We start from the raw sequence: 23,229 nt of genomic DNA on the forward strand, positions 1-23,229 counted from the left end.
TACAGCATGATTCATCTGAAAGTGAATATACCGTTTAGTGTGTTCGCGATAAATATAACTAGAGGAACTACGAAAAAATAGGTGTTTGCCGAATAATGCGTATTACAAACGCTGGATAATCGTAAATTTCGGCAAGAAAAAAGGCGATGGCTTTCACCATCACCTTACATTGTTTGAGTGTCAGATGACACCTCTCCCGTTATTTACACTTCTATGTGTAATTGTGCTTCCCAGCTTGGCTCCCCTTTTTATTAGTTTTAGCAGAGCTCATTTTGTTCTTGGCCTTCTTGGCGCTTTATCCAATCTTCCGTGTTGTATTTTTATTATTATTCTTGTTATTTAGCCTGTAAAGTTTCAGACAAACCTACAAACTATTGCGATAGACTACACGAATATTTTTGAAATACAACTTTATACGCAACAATTAATTAACAAATGCGCATATAATTTCAGAGTCTTAGTGTAAGCCCGCGATATAGTTAGATAAAATTTCGATATCTTCATCGGTTAATTTCATCGCAATATCACGCATCATGCCATTCATATCGTTGTGGCGCTCGCCTGCACGGAAAGATTTCAATTGTGCTGCAGTATAGGTCACATGCTGGCCACTGATATCAGGGAAACCCGCTAAGCCCATACCGTTACCTTTAGGACCGTGACATGCAATACATGCAGTAATACCACGAGACTCATCGCCGCCTTGGTATAAAGCACGACCAGCTTCAATGTATTGTTCTGGCGTTTCACCTTCTTTAGGTGATTGGCTAGAGAAGTAAGCGGCGAGGTCTTTCATGTCTTGTTCTGAAAGAGGGGCTGCCATACCATTCATTACGGCATTGTTACGGCCTTCTTCGCCACCTGTCTGTGACGCAAGCTTGAACTCCATTAATTGCTTAACGAGGTACTTTTCGTGTTGTCCTGCTATTTTGGGATTCATGTCTATCATGCTGTTACCATCAGGTCCATGACATGCTGCACATACTGCAGATTTTGCTTTACCGGCTTCAGCATCACCTTCTGCCATCGCAGAAACTGAAATACCTAAAGACACACACAATAACAAACACAGTTTTTTCATAATAAATCTCTTAAATGGATCCAACGGCTCGCGTAACATACGTGATATCATGCGTATTTTACACATTTAACGCGTCAGAAAAACCTATTCCATGATAAAACTATGGTTTTTAGCAGGTTTAGATCATTAATAGAGTTTAATTCTAGGGTTATGACGCATTTGAGGTAAGTCTAGATGTCGTATTACACCAAAGCAAAGTTCTTTACCAGTGCACCTGATATTCGCCATTTAAAAGATGATAGCGGTATTGAGGTAGCGTTTGCTGGCCGTTCTAACGCGGGCAAGTCGAGCGCGTTGAATACACTCACTCGTCAAAAGAACCTGGCAAGAACCAGTAAAACACCGGGTCGTACACAACTTATAAATGTTTTTAATCTTGAAGAAGACCGTCGTTTAGTCGATTTGCCTGGTTATGGGTTTGCCCAAGTACCGCTTGCGATGAAAAATAAATGGCAACAAGCATTAGGTGAATACCTTCAAAAGCGTAAATCGCTTAAAGGTTTAGTTGTGCTAATGGATATTCGCCACCCATTTAAGGATCTTGATCAAGATTTGATTCACTGGGCGGTAGATTCCAATATCCCAGTATTAGCCTTACTAACTAAGTCAGATAAGCTTAAATCAGGGAAGCGAAAGGCTCAGCTACTTATGGCGCAGGAAGCTGCACTGGCGTTTATGGGTGATGTAACGGTAAATACCTTTTCATCATTAAATCGTCAGGGATTACCTGAACTCGAGAAAGTGTTGAATAAATGGTTGGCACTTGACGAAAAAACGGCTGACGAAGAATAAAAATAAAAGGCTAGATAAAAGAAAGCCCCGCTAAAAAGCAGGGCCAAAATACTGAGAGAAAACACATAAAAACCGAATATATAGAGTGTGCAGATTTCGGTTAGTTCACTTTAAATTATAAAATTATCTATTCTTTAATTTAAGTTCAAGATTTTTAAGGTTTTTTTATTTCTGAATTTTTGGAAACTTTATTGCAGACATAAAAAAACCCCGACAAATCTGTCGGGGTTAAAGCAAAGGTTTGAAAACAGATTTCTCACCTCTGTACCCTACACGCATTAGGGTACAATAATGGTGAAAAAAGGCAAGTAAGAGTGTAATAAAATTACCAAACTTGCCCATTTTTGAGCTATTGCTCACTATTTTCTGTAATCTAATTACTTTTTAGTGAGCTTCATCCCAGTTATCGCCCACGCCCGCTTCAACCACCAGCGGCACATTTAATACAGCGGCTTGTTCCATCAAGCTGACGATATTTTTAACCTGTTCCTCTAGATGTTCTTCTTTAATCTCAAACACCAATTCATCGTGTACCTGCATCATCATGATTATATTGTCGCTTTCAAGTGAGGTGATCCAGTCATCAACCTTTATCATGGCCATTTTAATGATGTCGGCAGCTGTGCCTTGCATCGGCGCATTAATTGCTGCCCGTTCTGCGCCTTTACGGCGCGCCCCATTACTGGCTTTAATGTCGGGTAGGTACAAGCGTCGACCAAACACTGTTTCCACGTAACCTTTTTCTTTAGCGCCTTCTCTAGTGCTGTCCATGTACTCAAGCACGCCAGGGTAGCGCTCAAAATATAAGTCCATGTATTTTTGTGCTTCGTGACGTGGAATATTAAGTTGTTTGGCAAGGCCAAAGGCGCTCATTCCATAAATCAAACCAAAGTTTATGGCCTTAGCACTACGACGTTGCTCCGTTGTCACTTCATCAAGCGTAACCCCAAATACTTCTGCAGCGGTAGCTTTGTGAATGTCTCTGCCGTGAGCAAATGCATCAAGAAGACCTTCATCGCCCGACAAATGGGCCATTATTCTAAGTTCAATTTGAGAATAATCGGCAGCTACAATCTTATAGCCTTCACGTGGAACAAATGCTTGTCTTACCTTACGGCCTTCTTCATTTCGAATAGGAATGTTTTGAAGGTTAGGATCCGTTGACGACAACCGGCCCGTTGCCGTAATAGCTTGATGGTAGGAAGTATGAACACGACCCGTGCGATGATTAATCATTTTAGGGAGTTTGTCGGTATACGTATTCTTAAGCTTGGTTAACCCTCTATACTCCATTAACTTTTTAGGTAACGGGAATTCAAGGGCAAGTTCTTGTAATACTTCTTCAGAAGTAGAAGGGGCACCCTTGGGGGTTTTCTTGATAACCGGTAACGACATCTTCTCAAACAAAATGTGTTGAAGCTGTTTTGGTGAACCTAAATTAAATACTTCGCCTGCTTCTTCATGCACTTCTTTTTCTAGCTCAGCAATACGCGTAGCTAAGTCTTGGCTCTGCTGGCGCAACCGTTGGCTTTCAATTAATACACCTTGCTGTTCCATACGAGATAAAACACAAGCAACCGGCACTTCAACATCAACCAACAACGTTTTAAGTTTGGGTTCGTTCTCTAGCTTTGCCCATATTGCTTGATGAAGGCGCATAGTAATATCAGCATCTTCGGCAGCATAAGGGCCAGCTTCTTCTAACCCAATTTGGTTAAACGTAAGCTGTTTAGCGCCTTTGCCGGCAATTTCTTCAAAGTGAATTGTTTTATGACCTAAATAGGCAAGGGCTAGCGAGTCCATGTCATGCCGCTGCGCGGTGCTGTTTAACACATAGCTTTCCAGCATAGTGTCAAAGCCGATACCATTTAGGGTGATGTCGTAATGGGCGAGTACATTCTTGTCATATTTAATGTGCTGACCCACTTTGATGATGGTTTCAGACTCTAAAATAGGCTTTAATGCTGCTAGCACGTACTCTCTTGATAACTGCGTGGGTGCATCAGGATAATCATGAGCAACTGGCACGTAAGCCGCAGCACCAGGTTCAATACAAAAAGAAACACCAACAAGTTCAGCTTCCATGTAGTTAACACTGGTCGTTTCAGTATCAACAGCAATAAGCGGTGCTGCTTTTAGTTTTTCAATCCAAGCCTCAAACGTAGCTTCATCTAACACCACCTCATAACCAGATTTATCGATATTACTTTCTGGTAATACTTCATCTGTATCGCTTGAATCTGATCCGCTCTCAACACTTGTTGGCTTTGAGGACTCACTACCATCACCTGCGATCAATGCGCTAATTTCGGTATGCCAGCGCTTGAATTCATACTCTGCAAACATCGACTGTAAGGTTTGGTTATCCGGAGCAGTAGGGCGAAGCTCATCTATTTTGTATTCTAGATCTAAATCAATGGCAATCGTGGCAAGGGTGTATGACAAGCGAGCTTGTTCTTCATACTCTTGCATTTTAGTTGCCATCGTCTTGCTCCCTCTAAATGAGAGATCGGCAATTTTATCAAGATTGTCATAGATAGCACTGATGCCACCAATACCGTTTAATAGCGCTTGGGCACTTTTATCACCCACACCGGGTACGCCAGGAATATTATCTACCTTGTCACCCTTAAGGGCTAAGAAGTCGATTACCAGTTCCGGTGGAATACCGAATTTCGTGTTTACCCCTTCAATATCCATAATCTGATTCGTCATGGTATTGATCAAGGTGACATTGTCGTTGACGAGTTGCGCCATGTCTTTATCGCCAGTACTGATCAACGTATCGATACCGTGCTCTGTGGCACGACAGGCTAGGGTACCTATAACATCATCGGCTTCAACGCCAGACTCAACGATTACAGGTAACCCCATGGCTTTGATGATGGTATGTAATGGTTCTATTTGACTACGTAACTCTTCCGGCATAGGTGGGCGATTCGCTTTATATTCTTCATAAATATCGTCGCGAAACGTTTTACCTTTGGCATCAAAGATGACTGCCATGTGAGTAGGGTTGTACTGTCTAATCAAGCTTTTCAGCATGTTGACAACACCATAGATCGCACCGGTATCCTGACCTTTTGAGTTCGTCAGAGGTGGTAATCCGTGAAATGCTCTAAATAGATAAGATGATCCATCTACTAGAATAAAAGGGGGCTTTTTCGAATCTGTCATAGCTATGCATTAACCAAGCTTAGAATAAGGCGCAAGCATGCCATAGGCGCTAGTGGATCGCCATAGAGCATAACAACATAAATAAAGGGATCATCTGTGGATAAGATTGTGATCTAATAAAATAAGCACAACAAAATGAACGATCTTTGTTTATAGAAAGATTGTCCTGTAAAGCAATAAAAATAAGGGAATGTAAAATAAGAGTGTGGACTGCGTACCTGCAACTCATCATTCCGTTTTATGTGGATAACTTGGTGAACTTATTTTTTTCGTTTAACCAAATTGGTCAGATAATGTAGCATAACAAATTAACAATCCAATACAGGTTATTAAGACTTTTTTTTGAACAGTTGGTGGTTTTATAGCCAAAAATAGAATAAGTCGGTTTGGCAAGGTCTAGGAGGACATTATGAAACAAGTTGCAGTTATTTTAAGTGGTTGTGGTGTATTTGATGGCGCTGAAATTCATGAGTCAGTATTAACGCTTTTAGCTATTGAACAAGCCGGGGTAGGTTACCAATGTTTTGCGCCAGATAAAGCTCAAATGCACGTAGTGAATCATTTAACGGGAGAAGTTTCAGAGGATGAAACGCGTAATGTATTGGTTGAGTCTGCACGAATTGCCCGAGGCAATGTAAAGCCTATTACAGAATGTAAGGTATCAGACTTTGATTACCTTATTGTACCTGGTGGTTTTGGTGCAGCTAAGAATTTGTGTTCATTTGCAGTTGATGGTGAAAAAAGCACGGTAGATAAGGACGTACTCGCGGTATGTACCGACTTTGCGAAAGCAAAAAAACCTGTGGCCTATGCATGCATTGCACCTGCTATTGCAGCTAGCGTATACGGAAACGATGTTAAACTGACCATTGGTAGCGATGAAGATACCGCCAATGCCTTGAACGCGTTAGGAGCATGCCACGTAAACTGTGAAGTAGATGAAGTGGTGGTAGACGTGGAAAATAAACTGGTTACTACGCCAGCTTATATGTCGGCACAAAATATCTTACAAGCCCATGCTAGTATTAATAAAATGGTAGAAACGGTACTAGCGATGAAATAATTTGCTTATAGCCCTATAATCGCGTCAATGTAGTAGAAACCTTGTATCCTCTAAAAACCGCGACAACTGTTAATCGCGAGTTTACTAATAACGAAAGGCATAAAGAAGCATGCACTACCGTGCCATTGTACGAATTTTAGGGCTCCTTATTGCGCTATTTAGCGTAACCATGATCCCACCTGCTGTGGTATCTCTGATTTATCAAGACGGTAGTGGTTTGCCCTTTACCCTTGCGTTTTTTATTTGCGTGGGTGGTGGTATGGTGCTTTGGTACCCAAACCGACAGCAAAAAAATGATTTGCGAGCGCGAGAAGGCTTTTTAATTGTTGCTCTATTCTGGTCGGTACTAGCAAGTGTGGGTGCCATTCCACTTATGTTACTAGAACAGCCTAGCATGACCGTCACTGATGCTTTTTTTGAATCATTCTCAGGGCTAACTACAACCGGTGCGACGGTCATTGAAGGCATTGATTTCCTACCTCATTCGGTGCAGTTCTATCGACAACAACTACAATGGCTTGGCGGCATGGGTATCATTGTACTCGCCGTAGCAATATTGCCTATTTTAGGGGTTGGGGGCATGCAGCTATACCGTGCAGAAACTCCTGGGCCGGTTAAAGATAATAAAATGACCCCCCGTATTGCAGATACGGCTAAACACCTTTGGTACATTTATCTTTCTATCACTATTGCATGCGCTGCCGCTTACTGGTTGGCTGGTATGGATATGTTTGATGCTATTTGCCATGCGTTTTCTACGGTTGCCATTGGGGGCTTCTCTACCCACGATGCTAGCCTTGGCTACTTTAATAGCCCAATGGTGAATGTGGTTTGTACGGTCTTTCTATTAATCGCTGCACTTAACTTTTCACTCCATTACGCAGCAGTGAGTACCCGTTCGGTAAAAGGCTATTTTAACGACCCAGAATTTAAAGCTTTTTTCTTTATTCAAGCCACACTTATCATGCTGTGCTTCTTAGTACTCACCCTATCTGGGTTTTACGACTCTGCGGAAACAGCGCTCGATCAAGCTATGATTCAAGCCGTATCAATCAGCACTACGGCGGGGTTTGCCACCACAGACTTCTCAATTTGGCCTACGTTTTTACCCATACTACTCATCTTTTCAAGTTTCATTGGAGGCTGTGCTAGCTCTACGGGGGGCGGGTTAAAAGTGGTTCGTGTCTGTTTGTTATTCCTGCAGGGTAAGCGTGAAGTAGACAGGCTTATTCATCCTAAGGCGGTGTATTCCGTTAAGTTAGGTGAGCGAGCAATGCCGGATAAAGTCGTCGAGGCGGTATGGGGCTTCTTCTCGGCTTACGCTGTTGTGTTTGTGATACTAATGATAGGCCTAATCGCCACAGGGCTAGATAACTTAAGCGCGTTTACCGCCACTGCAGCCATGTTAAATAACCTTGGTCCTGGATTGGGCAGTGTTGCATCTAACTATGCGGGTGTGACCGATGCTGGAAAGTGGATTTTAGTTGTGGGAATGGTGTTTGGGCGACTGGAAGTCTTTTCCTTGCTGGTACTATTCTCTCCTACTTTCTGGCGAAGCTAGTGGGATAGCGAGCTGCTGGGTGCTTTTACCAACGCATCACCAAAGTGCGTAAGCAAACCGAGTCTTTCTTTTTAACCAAAGAAGAATGCGCTGGGTTGGAACAGTTTTTCTACATCGCCAATATATTTTTTGTCGACTAAGAACAAAATAACGTGGTCATTTGCTTCAATAAGCGTATCACTATGGGCAATGATTACTTGGTCGTCTCTTACTACCGCGCCTATGGTAGTACCAGGAGGCAGTTTAATTTTACCGATTTCTTTACCCACAACCTTAGAGGTATTTTCATCGCCATGGGCAATCGCTTCTATTGCCTCTGCAGCACCACGGCGTAAAGAATATACGTTTACAATATCTCCGCGTCTAACATGGGTAAGTAGGGCCGAAATAGTTGCTTGCTGTGGCGAGAAAGCAATGTCTATTTCACCACCTTGTACTAAGTCTACATAAGCACTACGTTGAATCAGTACCATGGCTTTTTGTGCGCCCATGCGCTTGGCCAACATGGCAGACATAATGTTAGCTTCATCATCATTAGTTACCGCAATGAATGCATCGACTTGCTCGACATTTTCTTCACTGAGTAACTCTGGATCTGATGCATCACCGCTAAAGACAATAGTTTTGTCTAAGTGGGCAGAAAGGTATTTTGCTCTTTCGTGACTAAACTCGATCAGCTTTACGTTATGTTTGTGCTCAAGTTTTTTCGCTAGCCCTGCGCCAATTAAGCCGCCACCGGCTATCATAATGCGTTTATAGCTAGACTCTAATTTTTGAAGTTCACTCATTACCGCACGAATATGCTTTGTTGCAGCAATAAAGAATACTTCATCATCGGCTTCTATAACCGTAGTACCCAGCGGTCGAATAGGGCGACCACGGCGATATATTGCTGCCACCCGGGTTTCCACATTGGGCATGTGGTCTTTTAGCGCGGATAACGCATGACCTACCAGTAAACCACCATAATACGCTTTTACCGCCACTAAGCTGGCTTTACCGTCAGCAAATTCAACAACCTGCAAGGCGCCAGGGTAGTCTATAAGCCGTTTAATGGCTTTAGTCACTAACTGTTCAGGGGCAATGATATGGTCTACGGGAATGTCCTGCTGTTTATAGAGTTGTTCTTGGTAAATAATGTATTGTTCTGAGCGAACGCGAGCAATCTTGGTCGGGGTTTTAAATAAACTAAAAGCCACTTGGCACGCAAGCATATTACTTTCATCACTGTTCGTTACAGCGATAAGCATGTCGGCATCTTCTGCACCGGCTTTTCGTAATACGTCAGGGTGAGAACCCACCCCATTAACCACCTGTAAATCTAATCGGTCTTGAAGCGCACGTAAGGTATTAGGATCAGAATCGATAACGGTAATATCGTTCTTCTCTCCTACAAGGTTTTCAGCAAGTGTTCCGCCAACCTGACCTGCGCCTAAAATGATGATTTTCATCGGTGTTTATGTGCCTTATTGCTTTTATTTGCTCAACGACTTTACCAGTCTCGCATAGTAGAAACCATCCATTTGTTGCTCACCAGGTAGGATTTGTCTACCAGGGTTACTCGGAGTTTCCGTTTTTATAACAGGTACTAATGTGGCATCTGCATTACGTTCTAAAAATGCGCTAATCTGTTGGCTATTTTCTTGTGGCAGTATAGAGCAGGTGGCGTAAAGCAATGTGCCACCGGGCTTGAGTGTTTGCCATAAGCTAGTCAGTATTTCAGCTTGTAGTGCTGCAAGTGCATCAATATCACTCGACTTTCTTAGCCAGCGAATATCAGGGTGGCGTCGAATAACACCCGTGGCAGAGCAGGGTGCATCAAGCAAAATTCGGTCGAAGTGTTGCCCATCCCACCATGTATCAGGCTTAGCCGCATCGCCTTGCTTTATAACCGGCAGATTGGTTTGCGTATGTTGCAGGCGAGCCATGTTTTCTTCAACGCGCTTTAAGCGATTCTCGTCAGCATCAAGGGCAAGGCAATAGGCTAAGTCGGGAGTACGCTCAATAATATGACCTGTTTTACCACCCGGTGCCGCGCAACAATCTAATACGCGCTCATGTGGTTGAGCGTCCAAATAATGGGCTGCAAGCTGAGCTGCACCATCTTGTACAGCAAAGTGGCCTTTTTCAAACCCTGGAAGCCCAGTAATATCTTCACGGCCTTCAAGTCTGATGGCGTCTGGGTGTGCAGGACTGAGTGAATAGCTAATCTCAGCAGCATCCAATGCAGCAGCGTAATCGCTAATAGATATTTGTTTGGTATTAACCCTTAGCCAAATTGGCGCCATGGCATTGGTAGCTTCTCGCACGGCATCAGCATCTTGACCATAGGCATCTTCTAGTGCCTTAAATAACCACTTAGGTAACCCACTGGCAATAATGGGATTATCGATAGGCTTGTTAATCAGTTCTTGACGCATGAAGTTGCGCAGTACAGCGTTCACTAACCCTTTTAATGCTGTGCCGCCTAAGTAAGGCGAGGCATTAACGGTTTCGCCCACCGCAGCATGTTGGCTTACACGAGAAAACGCTAACTGGTATAACCCCAACAGAATAAGGTGCTCTATTACCTTCTTATTCCCCTTTAAAGGGCGGTCGAGTAACTCTCGTAACCAATGCTGCAAAATGGGAAGTTTACGCATGACGCCCAAAGACATTTCTTGAATCCACGCATTGTCTCTAGGGTGATGACGACGTTGAACCCGCTCTAGGCAGTCTCTTGACGATTTACCTTGTTCTAGAATTTGATATATCACCCATGCACAATCGGCACGAAGGTTTTTTTGTTTCGGTAATGGAGTGGGTTTCACTATTCTTCCGTACTGGCAATGCAGTTACCTGGTGCGAACCAGTCTTTGCGAGCATTAACGACATCTGCAGCGGGCAATGCTTTTTTCCCAGGTATTTGCAGGGTGTTGATTCGTAGGGCACTTGAGCCCGTAGCTACCACAATGCCGTGCTTGTCAGCTTGAATGATAGTACCTGGGGCATGTGAAGTCGGTAGGCCATCAACCACATCCACCGACCAAATTTTAATATTTTGCGATTCAATTTTAGTCCAAGCTACAGGCCATGGATTAAAGGCGCGCACGTTTCGTGCAATTTGCGCTGCGCTATCGTGCCAATTAATAAAAGCTTCTTCTTTGGAAAGCTTTTTGGCGTAAGTTGCTTCGCTATCATCTTGCTTCACAGGTGATAGGGTGTCGATACTGTTTACTACATCTAATAATGCAGTAGGACCAAGTTCTGCTAGCTTCTCGTAAAGCGACGCACTGGTATCGCTTTCGCTAATAGGCAAGGTGGCTATATGCAACATGTCGCCGGTATCTAGCCCTTCATCCATCTGCATGATTGTAACGCCAGTCTCACTATCGCCAGCCCATATCGACCGTTGGATAGGTGCAGCACCACGCCATTTAGGCAAAATTGAGCCATGCACATTCAGACAGCCTAATTGGGGAGCATCAAGTACAGACTTAGGTAAAATTAACCCATAGGCAACCACAATCATTAAATCGGCTTTAATGTCTGCCAATATTTTCTGCGCTTCGTCATTCTTTAAGCTGGCTGGCTGATAAACTGGAATCTCATGTTCTTGAGCAAGTACTTTTACGGGGCTTGGTGTAAGTTTTTTGCCTCGTCCAGCAGGACGGTCTGGTTGGGTGTACACCGCAACAACTTCATGAGTGCTAGATAATAAAGCACTCAAATGCTGAGCAGCAAAATCCGGTGTGCCGGCAAAAATGATGCGTAATGGTTTTATCAAAACTAACCTCAGTCGCGTGCAGCTAAACGTGCTTCTTTTTCAAGCTTTTTACGAATACGCTGGCGTTTAAGCGGAGACAAGTAATCAATAAACAGTTTGCCTTTGAGATGATCCAATTCGTGCTGAATACAAATAGCCAATAGACCGTCTGCTTCCAACTCAAATGCTTCACCATTTTCATTCAGTGCTTTTACCGTAATTTCTTCTGCGCGCTCAACTTTTGCGTAGTTGCCTGGAACCGAAAGACAACCTTCTTCACTAATAGTGCTGCCGTCTTTTTTGGTGATTTCCGGGTTGATAAAAACACGAGGCTCGTCTTGATCTTCCGCTACGTTCATTACAACAACTTGAACATGTCTGTCGACTTGAGTAGCAGCCAAACCAATTCCATTCTCGTCTTTCATGGTTTCAAACATATCTGAAACCAATTGTTTAATGTCGTCATTCACTTCTTCTACCGGTTTTGCTACGGTACGAAGTCGCTCATCGGGAAAACTTAATACGTCTAAAATTGCCATGTGTCGCTTATTTAACCTTTTCGCTGTATAAATTCATATACGATCTAGTCGCTCGCACCCTTTACAGTGCCTTTTGAGTTACTATTCTAACGTATATCGAGTTATATCGTGCAGTTTTTTGCTGCCGCGCCACAGTATTGGGGCACAATATCGATATAGTAGTATTGTCTGAAATTTCAACAGTAAATGGCAGTGGAAAAATTGCGGAAGGTTAATTTGAAAAATCGATTGAAGAATGTAACACGTGCAATGGTATTGGTAGTGGCGTGTTTTGCCGCATTTTCAGCAATGGCCAAACCGCTAAAAGAATCCGCGCCAGATACTTACACAGTTCAACAAGGTGATACCTTATGGGGCATCGCTAATCTTTTTTTAAATCAGCCATGGCTGTGGCCTGAACTTTGGCGTCACAACACCCAAATAGATAACCCGCATTTAATTTACCCCGGTGATGTTATCTCGGTGTCTTATATAAATGGTGAACCCGTATTTTCGATAAATCGAGATAAGCCAACCCTAGTGCTTTCGCCTGGTTCTACCCGAAGAGTGAAGAGTACACCTATAGAGACCCTATCATGGTCGGTATTAGCCCCTTATATAAAACAACACACGCTGGTATCTGAGGAAGAGTATGAATTACTTCCTCATTTATTAGGTAATCACGATGGTAATGTGAGTTTTGTGTCTAACGACCTAGTGGTAAGCCAAAAAGAAAACCGCACTGAGGATCAGTATCAGGTGGTAAGAAAGCAATCTATTATACGCAATATGCAGGGTAAGGTGCTTGGTGTGCAACTTACCCATGTAGCGAAAGCTAGCTTAGAGAATGACGTGTCATTGCCAAACGCTAGAATGGTGAAGCTTTCAGATTCAAATCAAGAAGCAAAACGTGGAGATAAGCTACTTACGGGTAACTTTACGTTAGACGATGATTTAGTTCTGCAAGAAGCAACATCACAACGAGGATTTGTAATTGGCGATTTACACGATCACGACTTACTCGGCCGTTACGATGTTGTGGTTTTAGATTTAGGCGCACGTGAGCTAACAGCTGGCACCGTAATGGGCATCTACGCTGGTGGGCCTGACATTATAGATGGCGAAGAACCCCAATACGCAAGCAATCGTGATGTTATAAAAGGAAACGGGCTTTTTACCGATAAAGTACAGCAACCTGCACTTAAAATTGGTGAAGTCATTGTGTTTAAAACTTTTGATTCAGCTAGCTACGGCATTATAACTCGAGCAAAAGAAGGCGTAAGACGCGGCTTCATTGTGGCAAAACCCTAATACGTTATTGCCGCTTATTATTTAGGAGCGGCAATGACAACTTCCCAACCACATGAAGCAAGTAGTGATTCTGTTCAAGTATTGGATAAAACCTTAAGCAAAGAACAGATGGCGTGGGTGACAATGGCGTCAGCAATAAATATCGCTACAGGGAAGTGGCTCAAGGCGCTTGAAGCACACTCTCTTAGTGAAGTAGCATTACTCGATGCTTTTCACAAAACTGCTTTCACCTCGGGTGTTCTTCATACCCTTACACAATCAATATCTCTCAACTTACTTGAAAAAGCGAAACACTGGCACGCTTCACATGCAAAGCATCATATCGTTACCCTAGGGTGTGCCCATTACCCTGAACTATTAAAAACCCTGCCAAACCCACCACTGGTGCTATTCGTTATAGGTAATATTAATACCTTGGTGATGCCCCAAATAGCGATAGTAGGGAGTAGGCGAGCTAGCCATCAAGGTAAGCAAATTGCTACTGAATTTGCTGAAGCACTAGCAACTAATGGGGTAGCCGTAACCAGCGGGCTGGCTGCAGGAATAGATTCAGCTGCCCATACAGGTGGGTTGGCGTGCGAGGGTGGCACGATAGCGGTAATGGGAACGGGCCCTGATATTGTCTACCCCCCTAAAAACGTATCGCTACACCGTGACATAGTGAACGCAGGGGGAGCCTGTATCACCGAGTTCTTTCCAGGTGTATCTGCTAAGCCTTGGCATTTTCCCAGGAGAAACCGAATAATTGCGGCTATGTCACTTGGAACCTTAGTAATAGAGGCAAAAATAAAGAGTGGCACCTTGATAACTGCGAATTTGGCCGCAGATATGGGGCGTGAAGTATTTGCAGTTCCTGGAAGTATCTTCCATGCTTACTCCGAAGGCTGTCATTGGTTAATTCAGCAAGGCGCTAAGCTGGTTACCTGTGTTGATGACATTTTCGATGAAATTATAGTGTCTGCTGGTGAGAGAGAATGCCAGAGTGAAGCGTTAAGTAAAAAAAGTGAAGTGAATAACTTGGCAACCGATAAATTATTAGATAGTGTGGATTACGACATCACCGCTATTGATGTTATAGCGCAGCGCTGTACCTCTCCTGTTAATGAGGTTATGGCATCATTATTAGAATATGAGTTGCGTGGTTTAGTAGCCGCTGTCCCTGGTGGCTACATTAAATTGAGGGGAAAATAATATGTTCGATATCCTCATGTACCTGTTTGAAAACTTCATTCACAGTGAAACTGAAATTCGAGTCGATCAAGACGAGCTTACCGAGGAGTTGGTACGCGCGGGTTTCCATCATGATGAAATCTACAAAGCATTAGCGTGGCTTGAAAAGCTAGCGGCTTTGCAAGAAACAGATATTAAGCCTTATTTTTGTAAAGGGATTAGTACCAGCCTTAGTCGTATTTACACACATGAAGAGCAAATGCGATTAGACGTGGAGTGCCGTGGCTTCTTGCTATTTTTAGAGCAAGTAGGTGTGGTAGATGCGTCAACCCGAGAAATGGTAATAGACAGAGTAATGGAAATAGACTCTTCTGAATTTTGTTTAGAAGACCTAAAGTGGGTAGTGCTCATGGTACTGTTTAATGTACCAGGTAAAGAAAAAGCCTATGCACAAATGGAAGATTTATTATTTGATGAACCTGACGGCGTGTTGCACTAATGTGCATCATGTCGTGCTAGTTTATGTCAAAAATTGATCATTCACTTTTCTCTGCGCACGAACATGCCTTAGAAGACGCTTTCGGTGATTGCCCCGATTGCGGTAAACCACTGCATATAAAAAACAGCAAATCAGGCCCTTTTATTGGCTGCACAGGTTACCCAGACTGTCATTTCAGCAAGCCATTACACGATAAACAAACCACCTTATTAAAAGTACTTGATGGCGTTAGCTGTCCAGAATGTGATTCTACCTTGGCTATCAAAAAAGGTCGCTTTGGTATGTTTATAGGCTGTACCAATTTTCCTGAATGTCATTATATCTCACCAATTAAACAGCAAGAAGACACCCATGTTATTTGCCCCAAGTGTAAAAAAGGGCAACTTACATCACGTACCAATAAATACGGTAAGCAGTTTTTTGCGTGTGATCATTATCCCCATTGTCGTTATGTGCTAAATTTCACGCCAGTAAATGAAGCATGCCCCGATTGTGGCTGGACCGTTCTGATAAAAAAGAAAGGCCAAATTTGTTGCCCTCAGCCAGGGTGTGGCTTTAAAAAAGACGATAAATAACACCTATAGAGAAAAGCATTAATGAGTATCCCGACCAAGGGGCAAATAGGCACTAGCGATCCAATTGTCACCGCGTTTAAAAATGGTGACCTATTGGTTTACCCTACCGAAGCAGTTATGGGCATAGGCTGTGACCCAGATAATGAAGCGGCTGTAATGTCGCTTTTAGCGTTGAAGCAGCGCCCTATAGAAAAAGGGGTAATCTTAATTGCTGCTAACTATTCTCAGCTATTACCCTATATAAATGATGAAGCCATACTTCAGCACAAACGTACTGAAATTGTCTCCAGTTGGCCTGGGCCAAATACTTGGTTGCTACCTAAGTCGGCGTCGGCCCCACTATGGTTAACCGGCAAGCATGAAAAAATAGCGGTTCGAGTAAGTAACCACCCAGTGGTTAAAGCTTTATGTGAAAAGCTAGGAAAGCCGCTGGTATCTACAAGTGCCAACCTAACTGGCCAACAACCCGCAATAACCCAGCAGGAAGCAACCGATATATTTGGTGATAGTGTTTTCTATGTTGATGGGGAAGTAGGTGGCCACGTTAAACCCAGTACCATCCGTGACGGCGATACCGGAGAGATAATAAGATCATGATTGACCCCCAACACGTAAACCAACAGTTAGACGGTAAAGACGCCGCTGAAGTGATAGAACAAGTTAAAGCGTACTTACTGTCATTACAGGACAACATTTGCCAAACCCTTGAGCTAGCCGATGGTAAAGGGCAGTTCAAAGAAGATTCGTGGGTTCGCGAAGAAGGCGGTGGTGGTCGTTCTCGTGTTATCAAAAACGGTGCAATGATAGAGCAAGGTGGGGTGAACTTTTCTCACGTGTTTGGTAGCCAAATGCCTGCGTCAGCTACGGCTAACCGCCCAGAACTGGCCGGTAGAAACTTTCAAGCCATGGGGGTCTCGTTGGTTATTCACCCACATAACCCTTATATTCCTACATCTCATGCGAATGTGCGCTTTTTTATCGCCGAAAAAGAAGGTGAAGCACCTATTTGGTGGTTTGGCGGTGGGTTCGATTTAACCCCGTTTTACCCCTTTAAAGACGACGTAGTACATTGGCACAATACCGCTAAGAAATTATGCGCCCCCTTTGGTGAAGACGTGTATGGGAAATATAAGAAATGGTGTGATGACTATTTCTTCTTAAAGCATCGAAATGAAACCCGCGGTGTAGGTGGCTTGTTCTTTGACGATTTAAACGATTGGGGGTTTGAAACGTCATTCAACTTTATGCAGGCGGTAGGAAATGGTTTCGTTGATGCTTATGTACCTATTGTAGAAAAGCGCAAGAGTACGTCGTACGGCGAAAGAGAGCGTGACTTTCAGCTATATCGCCGTGGTCGCTATGTAGAGTTTAACTTAGTATTCGATAGAGGCACCCTGTTTGGATTACAAACTGGAGGCAGAACCGAATCAATCTTAATGTCTATGCCACCACTTGCCCGATGGGAGTATTGCTATACTCCGGCGCCGGGGAGCGCAGAAGCAAAGCTAACCGACTGGCTTCAGCCTACAAACTGGTAATATTTTGCACCATGGGAATACCCTGTGGTGCAATTCCTTTGATCCACATCAAATTCCCTCATTACCAAGGTATATAGAGATATTGCACCTTGCGCTGGATCAAAGGATTTTCTTTTTAAACGTTTACAGTGTCGTCATTATCATTAAACACATGAGAGACACACAATGCGTACACACACACTTTCAGCCATATGTATTTCTTTAGCGCTTGTCGCCCCTTTTGCTTCAGCCCATGAAAAGGGTGACTGGTTAGTTCGTGGCGGATTAACAACAGTAGCGCCCGACGAGTCAACCTCAAACATCATTGCAGGTGGTAGCGATTTAGGTGTAGCACTGACTATCGATAACGATACCCAGTTGGGATTAAACGTTGCCTATTTCATTACCGACAATATCAATGTTGAATTATTGGCCGCAACACCGTTTACTCACGACGTGAATTTTTCGGTAAGCGATCCACTAGGTACAGGTAACACATTGGGAGAGGTCACGCACTTACCCCCTACTATTACCGTTAACTACTACTTCAACGACGCAAACTCAGCGTTTCAGCCATATGTTGGTGCGGGTTTAAACTATACCTTTATCTTTGATGAATCATTTACTGCTGCAAATAAGGAAGCGGGGCTTGATGATTTATCTTTAGATAACTCTGTAGGCATTTCTGCACAAGTAGGGATGGACTATCAAATAGATAAAGAGTGGCATGTAAATGCGTCAGTACGTTACATCGATATTAATACCGAGGCGTCATTTACCGTAGGTGGTGCAGAAGGTAGCGTAAACGATATTGATATCGACCCTTGGGTTTACACCTTGTCAGTAGGTTACACATTCTAAGGTTCGTTTAATAAGGTAAGTTGCCTTAAATAAGCAGCTTAGCAAGGCGTAAAACCTTATATCGTAATCTAAAGCGTTCCGTGTTTTACGGAGCGCTTTTTTATTTACTATTAATCATATGCTCGGCAAGTTGATCGAGTGCATTAAGAAGTTGCTGTGCGAGGGGGAGGTCATCAACATTCTCGTGCATGGCTTTGCGCATACAATACATCCACTGGTCTTTTAATTCAGGTGTAACACTAAGAGAAAGATGCCGTGAACGTAACCTTGGGTGACCATATTGTTGCTGATAGGTGTCAGGTCCGCCTAACCACAAACTTAAATAAAGAAAAAACACTTCTCTAATTCTATCTGTTGGCTGAGGATGAATGGCGTAAAGCTCCTTCGCAATAGGATCATCACGCATAACATCATAAAAGCGGTTTGCCAAAAGGCGTACCTTATCTTCTCCACCTATACGGTAATATGGTGTAGTCTCTGACACAGCAGGTTTTTCCTTTCGTATCGATTTAAAGAAGTTAGACATTCCCATGACAGACAGCCTTATTAATAATCCAATGAAAAAGTTTGCCGTTTTCGGTAACCCTATTGTTCAGAGTCTATCACCAACTATTCATGAAATGTTCGCTAAGCAATGTGGTGAGCAAATTAGTTACGAAAAGATCCTTGCGCCAGAAGATGGTTTTACGCCTGAAGCGAAGGCATTCCTAGCGCAACCAGACGCTATAGGTTGTAACGTTACTATGCCGTTTAAACAAGATGCCTTTGCCCTTGCTAACGTAGACGACCAGGCTGCGTTAGACGCAAAAGCAGTTAACACCTTAATGAAGCGCAGCGATGGCACTGTTGCAGGTTTTAATACCGACGGGGTGGGACTGGTGAATGATTTACTTAACCACGGCGTACAGCTAAAAAATAAACGTGTGCTATTAATAGGTGCAGGTGGAGCAGCAAGAGGCGTGATAGCGCCACTTATTGCTTCAGGCATAGCGTCGTTACATCTTACTAACAGGACAAAGGCTAAAGCAGAAATAGTGGCAAGTGAAACGGGCGGAGGAAAGGTTAAGGTTGTTGGTATAGAAGACTGCGATACAGTAGCCCCACATATTATTATCAATTCAACAGCCGCCAGTTTGAGTGAAACACTGCCTTTTGATATGAGCCCTACGTTATTTGCAGAATGTGAAACAGCGTATGACATGGTTTATCGTGCAGAGCCTACTTATTTTATGCAGCAAGCATTATCGTTAGGTGCTTCACGGGTACTTGATGGTTTGGGTATGCTGGTGGAACAGGCTGCTGCATCATTTACGATATGGACAGGTTACAAACCACAGACCAGTGCGGTAATTGATGTATTACGTAGCCAGTTAAAAGCAAAGTAATCGAGACTGATATGAATAAGCAGGCTGTTAAGCCTGCTCTTCTCTATATTCATCTTTTAGTTTTACGTAGTTCAATGCTGATTGTTTAAGGAAGGCTGTCTCGCTTTCTTTTAATGGGCGTTTCTTAACGGCAGGGTTCCCTACATATAAGTAACCACTTTCAAGTCGCTTATTCGGTGGTATTAATGCACCGGCTCCAATAAAGACATCGTCCTCCACAATAACACCGTCCATAACAATAGCGCCCATCCCTACCAAAATACGATTTCCAAGCACACAGCCATGAAGCATACATTTATGGCCCACAGTAACATCGTCACCAATAATGAGTGGAAAACCGTCTGGGTTGGACACAGATTTACGAGATACATGTAACACACTGCCATCTTGAATATTGCTGCGTGCACCAATCGAAATATAATTTACATCTCCACGGGCAGCGACCAATGGCCAGATACTGGCATCGTCGCCTAGGGTAACGTCGCCAACGATAACGGCAGACTCATCTATATAACAGCGATCACCGAGTGTGGGAGAAGTTGATTGATAGGTTCTAATTGTCAAAATTGCACCTTTATACATAAATTCACCAATAGTGATTGCATTAAAACAGAGAACAGGGGGAAAGAACCAACCTTATTCCACCACTGTTTGAGTAAAAGTAGGCAATGGACGTAATAGTTAATTGGCAAAAATCCGTATTTATGTGTGATTTATAGGCTGTGTGGTTGGTATTTTAAGCAGTTAAACGAAATGTGACACTTTTTTTAAATCAGAGGTTGACGCAGGCTCAGAAATCTCTAGAATGCGCATCCGCTTCGACAGGAAAGTGAAATAACTTACACTGACAAAGCAAGTCACTACTTACCTTTAAGGCCAAGTGTGACGGGGTTTTAAAGAAAACACTTCAGAAAATAAAAATTCAAAAAGTGTTGACACTGAAAACTTCAAGCGTATAATACGCACCTCGCTCAAGCAGAGTGAGTCACGAAGAGGCAACGGCTTCTAGTGAATTGCGACGAAGTCGCAACGTTCTTTAACAATTTAGACAAGACAATCTGTGTGGGCACTCATTAAGAGTGTCACACAACGACGATTCATATTCGATATATTTAATTGAAGAGTTTGATCAGACTATTATTCACCAATAGTGATTGCATTAAAACAGAGAACAGGGGGAAAGAACCAACCTTATTCCACCACTGTTTGAGTAAAAGTAGGCAATGGACGTAATAGTTAATTGGCAAAAATCCGTATTTATGTGTGATTTATAGGCTGTGTGGTTGGTATTTTAAGCAGTTAAACGAAATGTGACACTTTTTTTAAATCAGAGGTTGACGCAGGCTCAGAAATCTCTAGAATGCGCATCCGCTTCGACAGGAAAGTGAAATAACTTACACTGACAAAGCAAGTCACTACTTACCTTTAAGGCCAAGTGTGACGGGGTTTTAAAGAAAACACTTCAGAAAATAAAAATTCAAAAAGTGTTGACACTGAAAACTTCAAGCGTATAATACGCACCTCGCTCAAGCAGAGTGAGTCACGAAGAGGCAACGGCTTCTAGTGAATTGCGACAACCAAGGTTGTCCGCTAGCAAGGAAAATGAATCAACTGAGAGTAATGTTGGTCCTCCTTGCGCAGAAGTCACGACAAACAGCGTCGCGATTCTGCACTATGTTCTTTAACAATTTAGACAAGACAATCTGTGTGGGCACTCATTAAGAGTGTCACACAACGACGATTCATATTCGATATATTTAATTGAAGAGTTTGATCACCATTCGAAGAAAGGGCTATCCTAACGGATAGCCCTTTTTTTATGCGTGAAAGAAGTGCTAGTTAGCACTACGTTCGTAAATTAGCACTTATCAATGAACGCCTATCTATAAGCCCGTTACCAATGTCAGTCATTAAGATCTTATTAGAAATCAGTAAAAGGCTACTGCGACTTCTCGGAAAGAAAGAGGGTAAGATGAAGATCTGAATAAAGATGATCTGCTGCTAATGACATCAGGGTAAAACAAATGCCCTTACATGCTTCATAGTAAATCACCTAGTATAAAATTACGGGTAACTAATAGGCTAAGCTACAGATTTCACGCCATAGCTTATCTGACTGTTTTAGAAAATAAGTGAAAACGAAACGCGTAGAATGCGCATCCGCTTCGAAGAGAAGCGCTCATCGAAAAGGCAACGGCCGTTCGGGTGAGGTGAGGAAGTCTAAGCAACTATATGTAGTGTTAGTCCTCCTTGCGCAAAAACAGAATGCTTCGCATTATGATTTTTGCACGATAGTTCTTTAACAATTTATAACAAGACAATCTGTGTGGGCACTCATTAAGAGTGTCACACAACGACGATTCATATTCGATATATTTATTTAATTGAAGAGTATTTAATTGAAGAGTTTGATCATGGCTCAGATTGAACGCTGGCGGCAGGCCTAACACATGCAAGTCGAACGGAAACATGTCTAGCTTGCTAGATGATGTCGAGTGGCGGACGGGTGAGTAATGCTTGGGAACTTGCCTTTGCGAGGGGGATAACAGTTGGAAACGACTGCTAATACCGCATAATGTCTTCGGACCAAACGGGGCTTCGGCTCCGGCGCAAAGAGAGGCCCAAGTGAGATTAGCTAGTTGGTGAGGTAAAGGCTCACCAAGGCAACGATCTCTAGCTGTTCTGAGAGGAAGATCAGCCACACTGGGACTGAGACACGGCCCAGACTCCTACGGGAGGCAGCAGTGGGGAATATTGCACAATGGGGGAAACCCTGATGCAGCCATGCCGCGTGTGTGAAGAAGGCCTTCGGGTTGTAAAGCACTTTCAGTTGTGAGGAAAAGTTAGTAGTTAATACCTGCTAGCCGTGACGTTAACAACAGAAGAAGCACCGGCTAACTCCGTGCCAGCAGCCGCGGTAATACGGAGGGTGCGAGCGTTAATCGGAATTACTGGGCGTAAAGCGCACGCAGGCGGTTTGTTAAGCTAGATGTGAAAGCCCCGGGCTCAACCTGGGACGGTCATTTAGAACTGGCAGACTAGAGTCTTGGAGAGGGGAGTGGAATTCCAGGTGTAGCGGTGAAATGCGTAGATATCTGGAGGAACATCAGTGGCGAAGGCGACTCCCTGGCCAAAGACTGACGCTCATGTGCGAAAGTGTGGGTAGCGAACAGGATTAGATACCCTGGTAGTCCACACCGTAAACGCTGTCTACTAGCTGTTTGTGACTTTAAGTCGTGAGTAGCGAAGCTAACGCGATAAGTAGACCGCCTGGGGAGTACGGCCGCAAGGTTAAAACTCAAATGAATTGACGGGGGCCCGCACAAGCGGTGGAGCATGTGGTTTAATTCGATGCAACGCGAAGAACCTTACCTACACTTGACATGTTGAGAAGTTACCAGAGATGGTTTCGTGCCTTCGGGAACTCAAACACAGGTGCTGCATGGCTGTCGTCAGCTCGTGTCGTGAGATGTTGGGTTAAGTCCCGCAACGAGCGCAACCCTTGTCCTTAGTTGCCAGCATTCAGTTGGGCACTCTAAGGAGACTGCCGGTGACAAACCGGAGGAAGGTGGGGACGACGTCAAGTCATCATGGCCCTTACGTGTAGGGCTACACACGTGCTACAATGGCATATACAGAGGGATGCGAGACAGTGATGTGGAGCGGACCCCTTAAAGTATGTCGTAGTCCGGATTGGAGTCTGCAACTCGACTCCATGAAGTCGGAATCGCTAGTAATCGCAGGTCAGAATACTGCGGTGAATACGTTCCCGGGCCTTGTACACACCGCCCGTCACACCATGGGAGTGGGATGCAAAAGAAGTAGTTAGTTTAACCTTCGGGAGAACGATTACCACTTTGTGTTTCATGACTGGGGTGAAGTCGTAACAAGGTAACCCTAGGGGAACCTGGGGTTGGATCACCTCCTTACCAACATGTCGATGGTGACATTGTTAGTGTAGTGCCTACACAGAT

At 43.6% G+C, this 23,229-nt stretch carries 19 protein-coding genes and 1 rRNA gene; 12 read left to right on the top strand and 8 right to left on the bottom strand.

Translation table 11 applies throughout. The features are described from left to right. Positions 1-457: 457 nt before the first annotated feature. On the bottom strand, positions 458-1,081 hold the full coding sequence (locus tag AV939_RS00060) for a c-type cytochrome (RefSeq protein ID WP_061996713.1): 624 nt from the start codon (positions 1,079-1,081) through the stop codon (positions 458-460). 174 nt (positions 1,082-1,255) lie between these two features. Between AV939_RS00060 and yihA the strand changes: the two genes are divergently transcribed. Then, positions 1,256-1,873: a ribosome biogenesis GTP-binding protein YihA/YsxC gene (gene yihA / locus AV939_RS00065; RefSeq protein WP_057795014.1), complete on the top strand. Its 618-nt coding sequence runs from the start codon at positions 1,256-1,258 to the stop codon at positions 1,871-1,873. Between the two features lie 384 nt (positions 1,874-2,257). Here the strand turns inward: yihA and polA are convergent, their stop codons facing one another. Continuing rightward, positions 2,258-5,050, bottom strand: coding sequence for a DNA polymerase I (gene polA / locus AV939_RS00070; protein WP_061996715.1), 2,793 nt, complete (start codon positions 5,048-5,050; stop codon positions 2,258-2,260). Positions 5,051-5,459: 409 nt separating this feature from the next. Here polA and elbB point away from each other — a divergent pair, with 409 nt between their 5' ends. Next, positions 5,460-6,113 carry an isoprenoid biosynthesis glyoxalase ElbB gene (gene elbB, locus AV939_RS00075; RefSeq protein WP_061996718.1) on the top strand — a complete coding sequence of 218 codons (654 nt, stop codon included), beginning with the start codon at positions 5,460-5,462 and terminating at the stop codon, positions 6,111-6,113. A gap of 109 nt (positions 6,114-6,222) precedes the next feature. Then, positions 6,223-7,674, top strand: a complete 1,452-nt coding sequence (locus AV939_RS00080) for a TrkH family potassium uptake protein (protein ID WP_057795008.1) — start codon at positions 6,223-6,225, stop codon at positions 7,672-7,674. 71 nt (positions 7,675-7,745) lie between these two features. Here AV939_RS00080 and trkA read toward each other — a convergent pair whose 3' ends face one another. Genes trkA through def form a run of 4 tightly spaced genes read right to left on the bottom strand, consistent with a single transcriptional unit; the run spans position 7,746 to position 11,958 of the window. After that, positions 7,746-9,125, bottom strand: a complete 1,380-nt coding sequence (trkA, locus tag AV939_RS00085) for a Trk system potassium transporter TrkA (RefSeq protein ID WP_013782523.1) — start codon at positions 9,123-9,125, stop codon at positions 7,746-7,748. A 24-nt stretch (positions 9,126-9,149) separates the two neighbouring features. Continuing rightward, complete coding sequence (rsmB, locus tag AV939_RS00090; protein ID WP_057795006.1) at positions 9,150-10,484, bottom strand: 16S rRNA (cytosine(967)-C(5))-methyltransferase RsmB; 1,335 nt, start codon at positions 10,482-10,484, stop codon at positions 9,150-9,152. Further along, positions 10,484-11,440, bottom strand: coding sequence for a methionyl-tRNA formyltransferase (gene fmt / locus AV939_RS00095; RefSeq protein WP_057795004.1), 957 nt, complete (start codon positions 11,438-11,440; stop codon positions 10,484-10,486). Before fmt ends, rsmB begins: the two co-directional genes overlap by 1 nt. 8 nt (positions 11,441-11,448) lie before the next feature. Next, positions 11,449-11,958: a peptide deformylase gene (gene def / locus AV939_RS00100; protein WP_013782526.1), complete on the bottom strand. Its 510-nt coding sequence runs from the start codon at positions 11,956-11,958 to the stop codon at positions 11,449-11,451. Positions 11,959-12,174: 216 nt separating this feature from the next. Here def and AV939_RS00105 point away from each other — a divergent pair, with 216 nt between their 5' ends. The 7 genes from AV939_RS00105 to AV939_RS00135 all read left to right on the top strand — a co-directional run bounded on the left by AV939_RS00105 (position 12,175) and on the right by AV939_RS00135 (position 17,870). After that, positions 12,175-13,248, top strand: a complete 1,074-nt coding sequence (locus AV939_RS00105; protein ID WP_057796496.1) for a LysM peptidoglycan-binding domain-containing protein — start codon at positions 12,175-12,177, stop codon at positions 13,246-13,248. 33 nt (positions 13,249-13,281) lie between these two features. Continuing rightward, a complete protein-coding gene (gene dprA, locus AV939_RS00110) occupies positions 13,282-14,439 on the top strand; it encodes a DNA-processing protein DprA (protein ID WP_082605006.1) in 1,158 nt (385 codons plus the stop codon). A 1-nt stretch (position 14,440) separates the two neighbouring features. Then, the gene (locus AV939_RS00115; RefSeq protein WP_013782529.1) at positions 14,441-14,917 is read left to right on the top strand and encodes a DUF494 family protein; all 477 of its coding nucleotides are present in this window, start codon (positions 14,441-14,443) and stop codon (positions 14,915-14,917) included. 23 nt (positions 14,918-14,940) lie between these two features. Further along, the gene (locus tag AV939_RS00120; RefSeq protein WP_057795003.1) at positions 14,941-15,492 is read left to right on the top strand and encodes a DNA topoisomerase family protein; all 552 of its coding nucleotides are present in this window, start codon (positions 14,941-14,943) and stop codon (positions 15,490-15,492) included. Positions 15,493-15,513: 21 nt separating this feature from the next. Further along, positions 15,514-16,089: a Sua5/YciO/YrdC/YwlC family protein gene (locus AV939_RS00125; RefSeq protein WP_061996720.1), complete on the top strand. Its 576-nt coding sequence runs from the start codon at positions 15,514-15,516 to the stop codon at positions 16,087-16,089. Beyond that, a complete protein-coding gene (gene hemF, locus AV939_RS00130; protein WP_061996722.1) occupies positions 16,086-17,030 on the top strand; it encodes an oxygen-dependent coproporphyrinogen oxidase in 945 nt (314 codons plus the stop codon). Before AV939_RS00125 ends, hemF begins: the two co-directional genes overlap by 4 nt. A 165-nt stretch (positions 17,031-17,195) precedes the next feature. Beyond that, positions 17,196-17,870 carry an OmpW family outer membrane protein gene (locus AV939_RS00135; protein WP_061996727.1) on the top strand — a complete coding sequence of 225 codons (675 nt, stop codon included), beginning with the start codon at positions 17,196-17,198 and terminating at the stop codon, positions 17,868-17,870. A 100-nt stretch (positions 17,871-17,970) separates the two neighbouring features. Here the strand turns inward: AV939_RS00135 and AV939_RS00140 are convergent, their stop codons facing one another. Continuing rightward, positions 17,971-18,402: a group II truncated hemoglobin gene (locus AV939_RS00140; RefSeq protein ID WP_061996729.1), complete on the bottom strand. Its 432-nt coding sequence runs from the start codon at positions 18,400-18,402 to the stop codon at positions 17,971-17,973. A gap of 25 nt (positions 18,403-18,427) precedes the next feature. On the opposite strand from AV939_RS00140, the gene aroE reads away from it, so the two are divergent. Further along, on the top strand, positions 18,428-19,255 hold the full coding sequence (aroE, locus tag AV939_RS00145) for a shikimate dehydrogenase (RefSeq protein WP_057796492.1): 828 nt from the start codon (positions 18,428-18,430) through the stop codon (positions 19,253-19,255). 27 nt (positions 19,256-19,282) lie between these two features. Here the strand turns inward: aroE and AV939_RS00150 are convergent, their stop codons facing one another. After that, a complete protein-coding gene (locus AV939_RS00150; protein ID WP_057796490.1) occupies positions 19,283-19,819 on the bottom strand; it encodes a gamma carbonic anhydrase family protein in 537 nt (178 codons plus the stop codon). Between the two features lie 1,832 nt (positions 19,820-21,651). Between AV939_RS00150 and AV939_RS00155 the strand changes: the two genes are divergently transcribed. Then, positions 21,652-23,184 (top strand): 16S ribosomal RNA (locus tag AV939_RS00155). Positions 23,185-23,229: the final 45 nt, after the last annotated feature.

This window comes from Alteromonas sp. Mac1 (assembly GCF_001562125.1).
Taxonomy (GTDB): domain Bacteria; phylum Pseudomonadota; class Gammaproteobacteria; order Enterobacterales; family Alteromonadaceae; genus Alteromonas; species Alteromonas stellipolaris.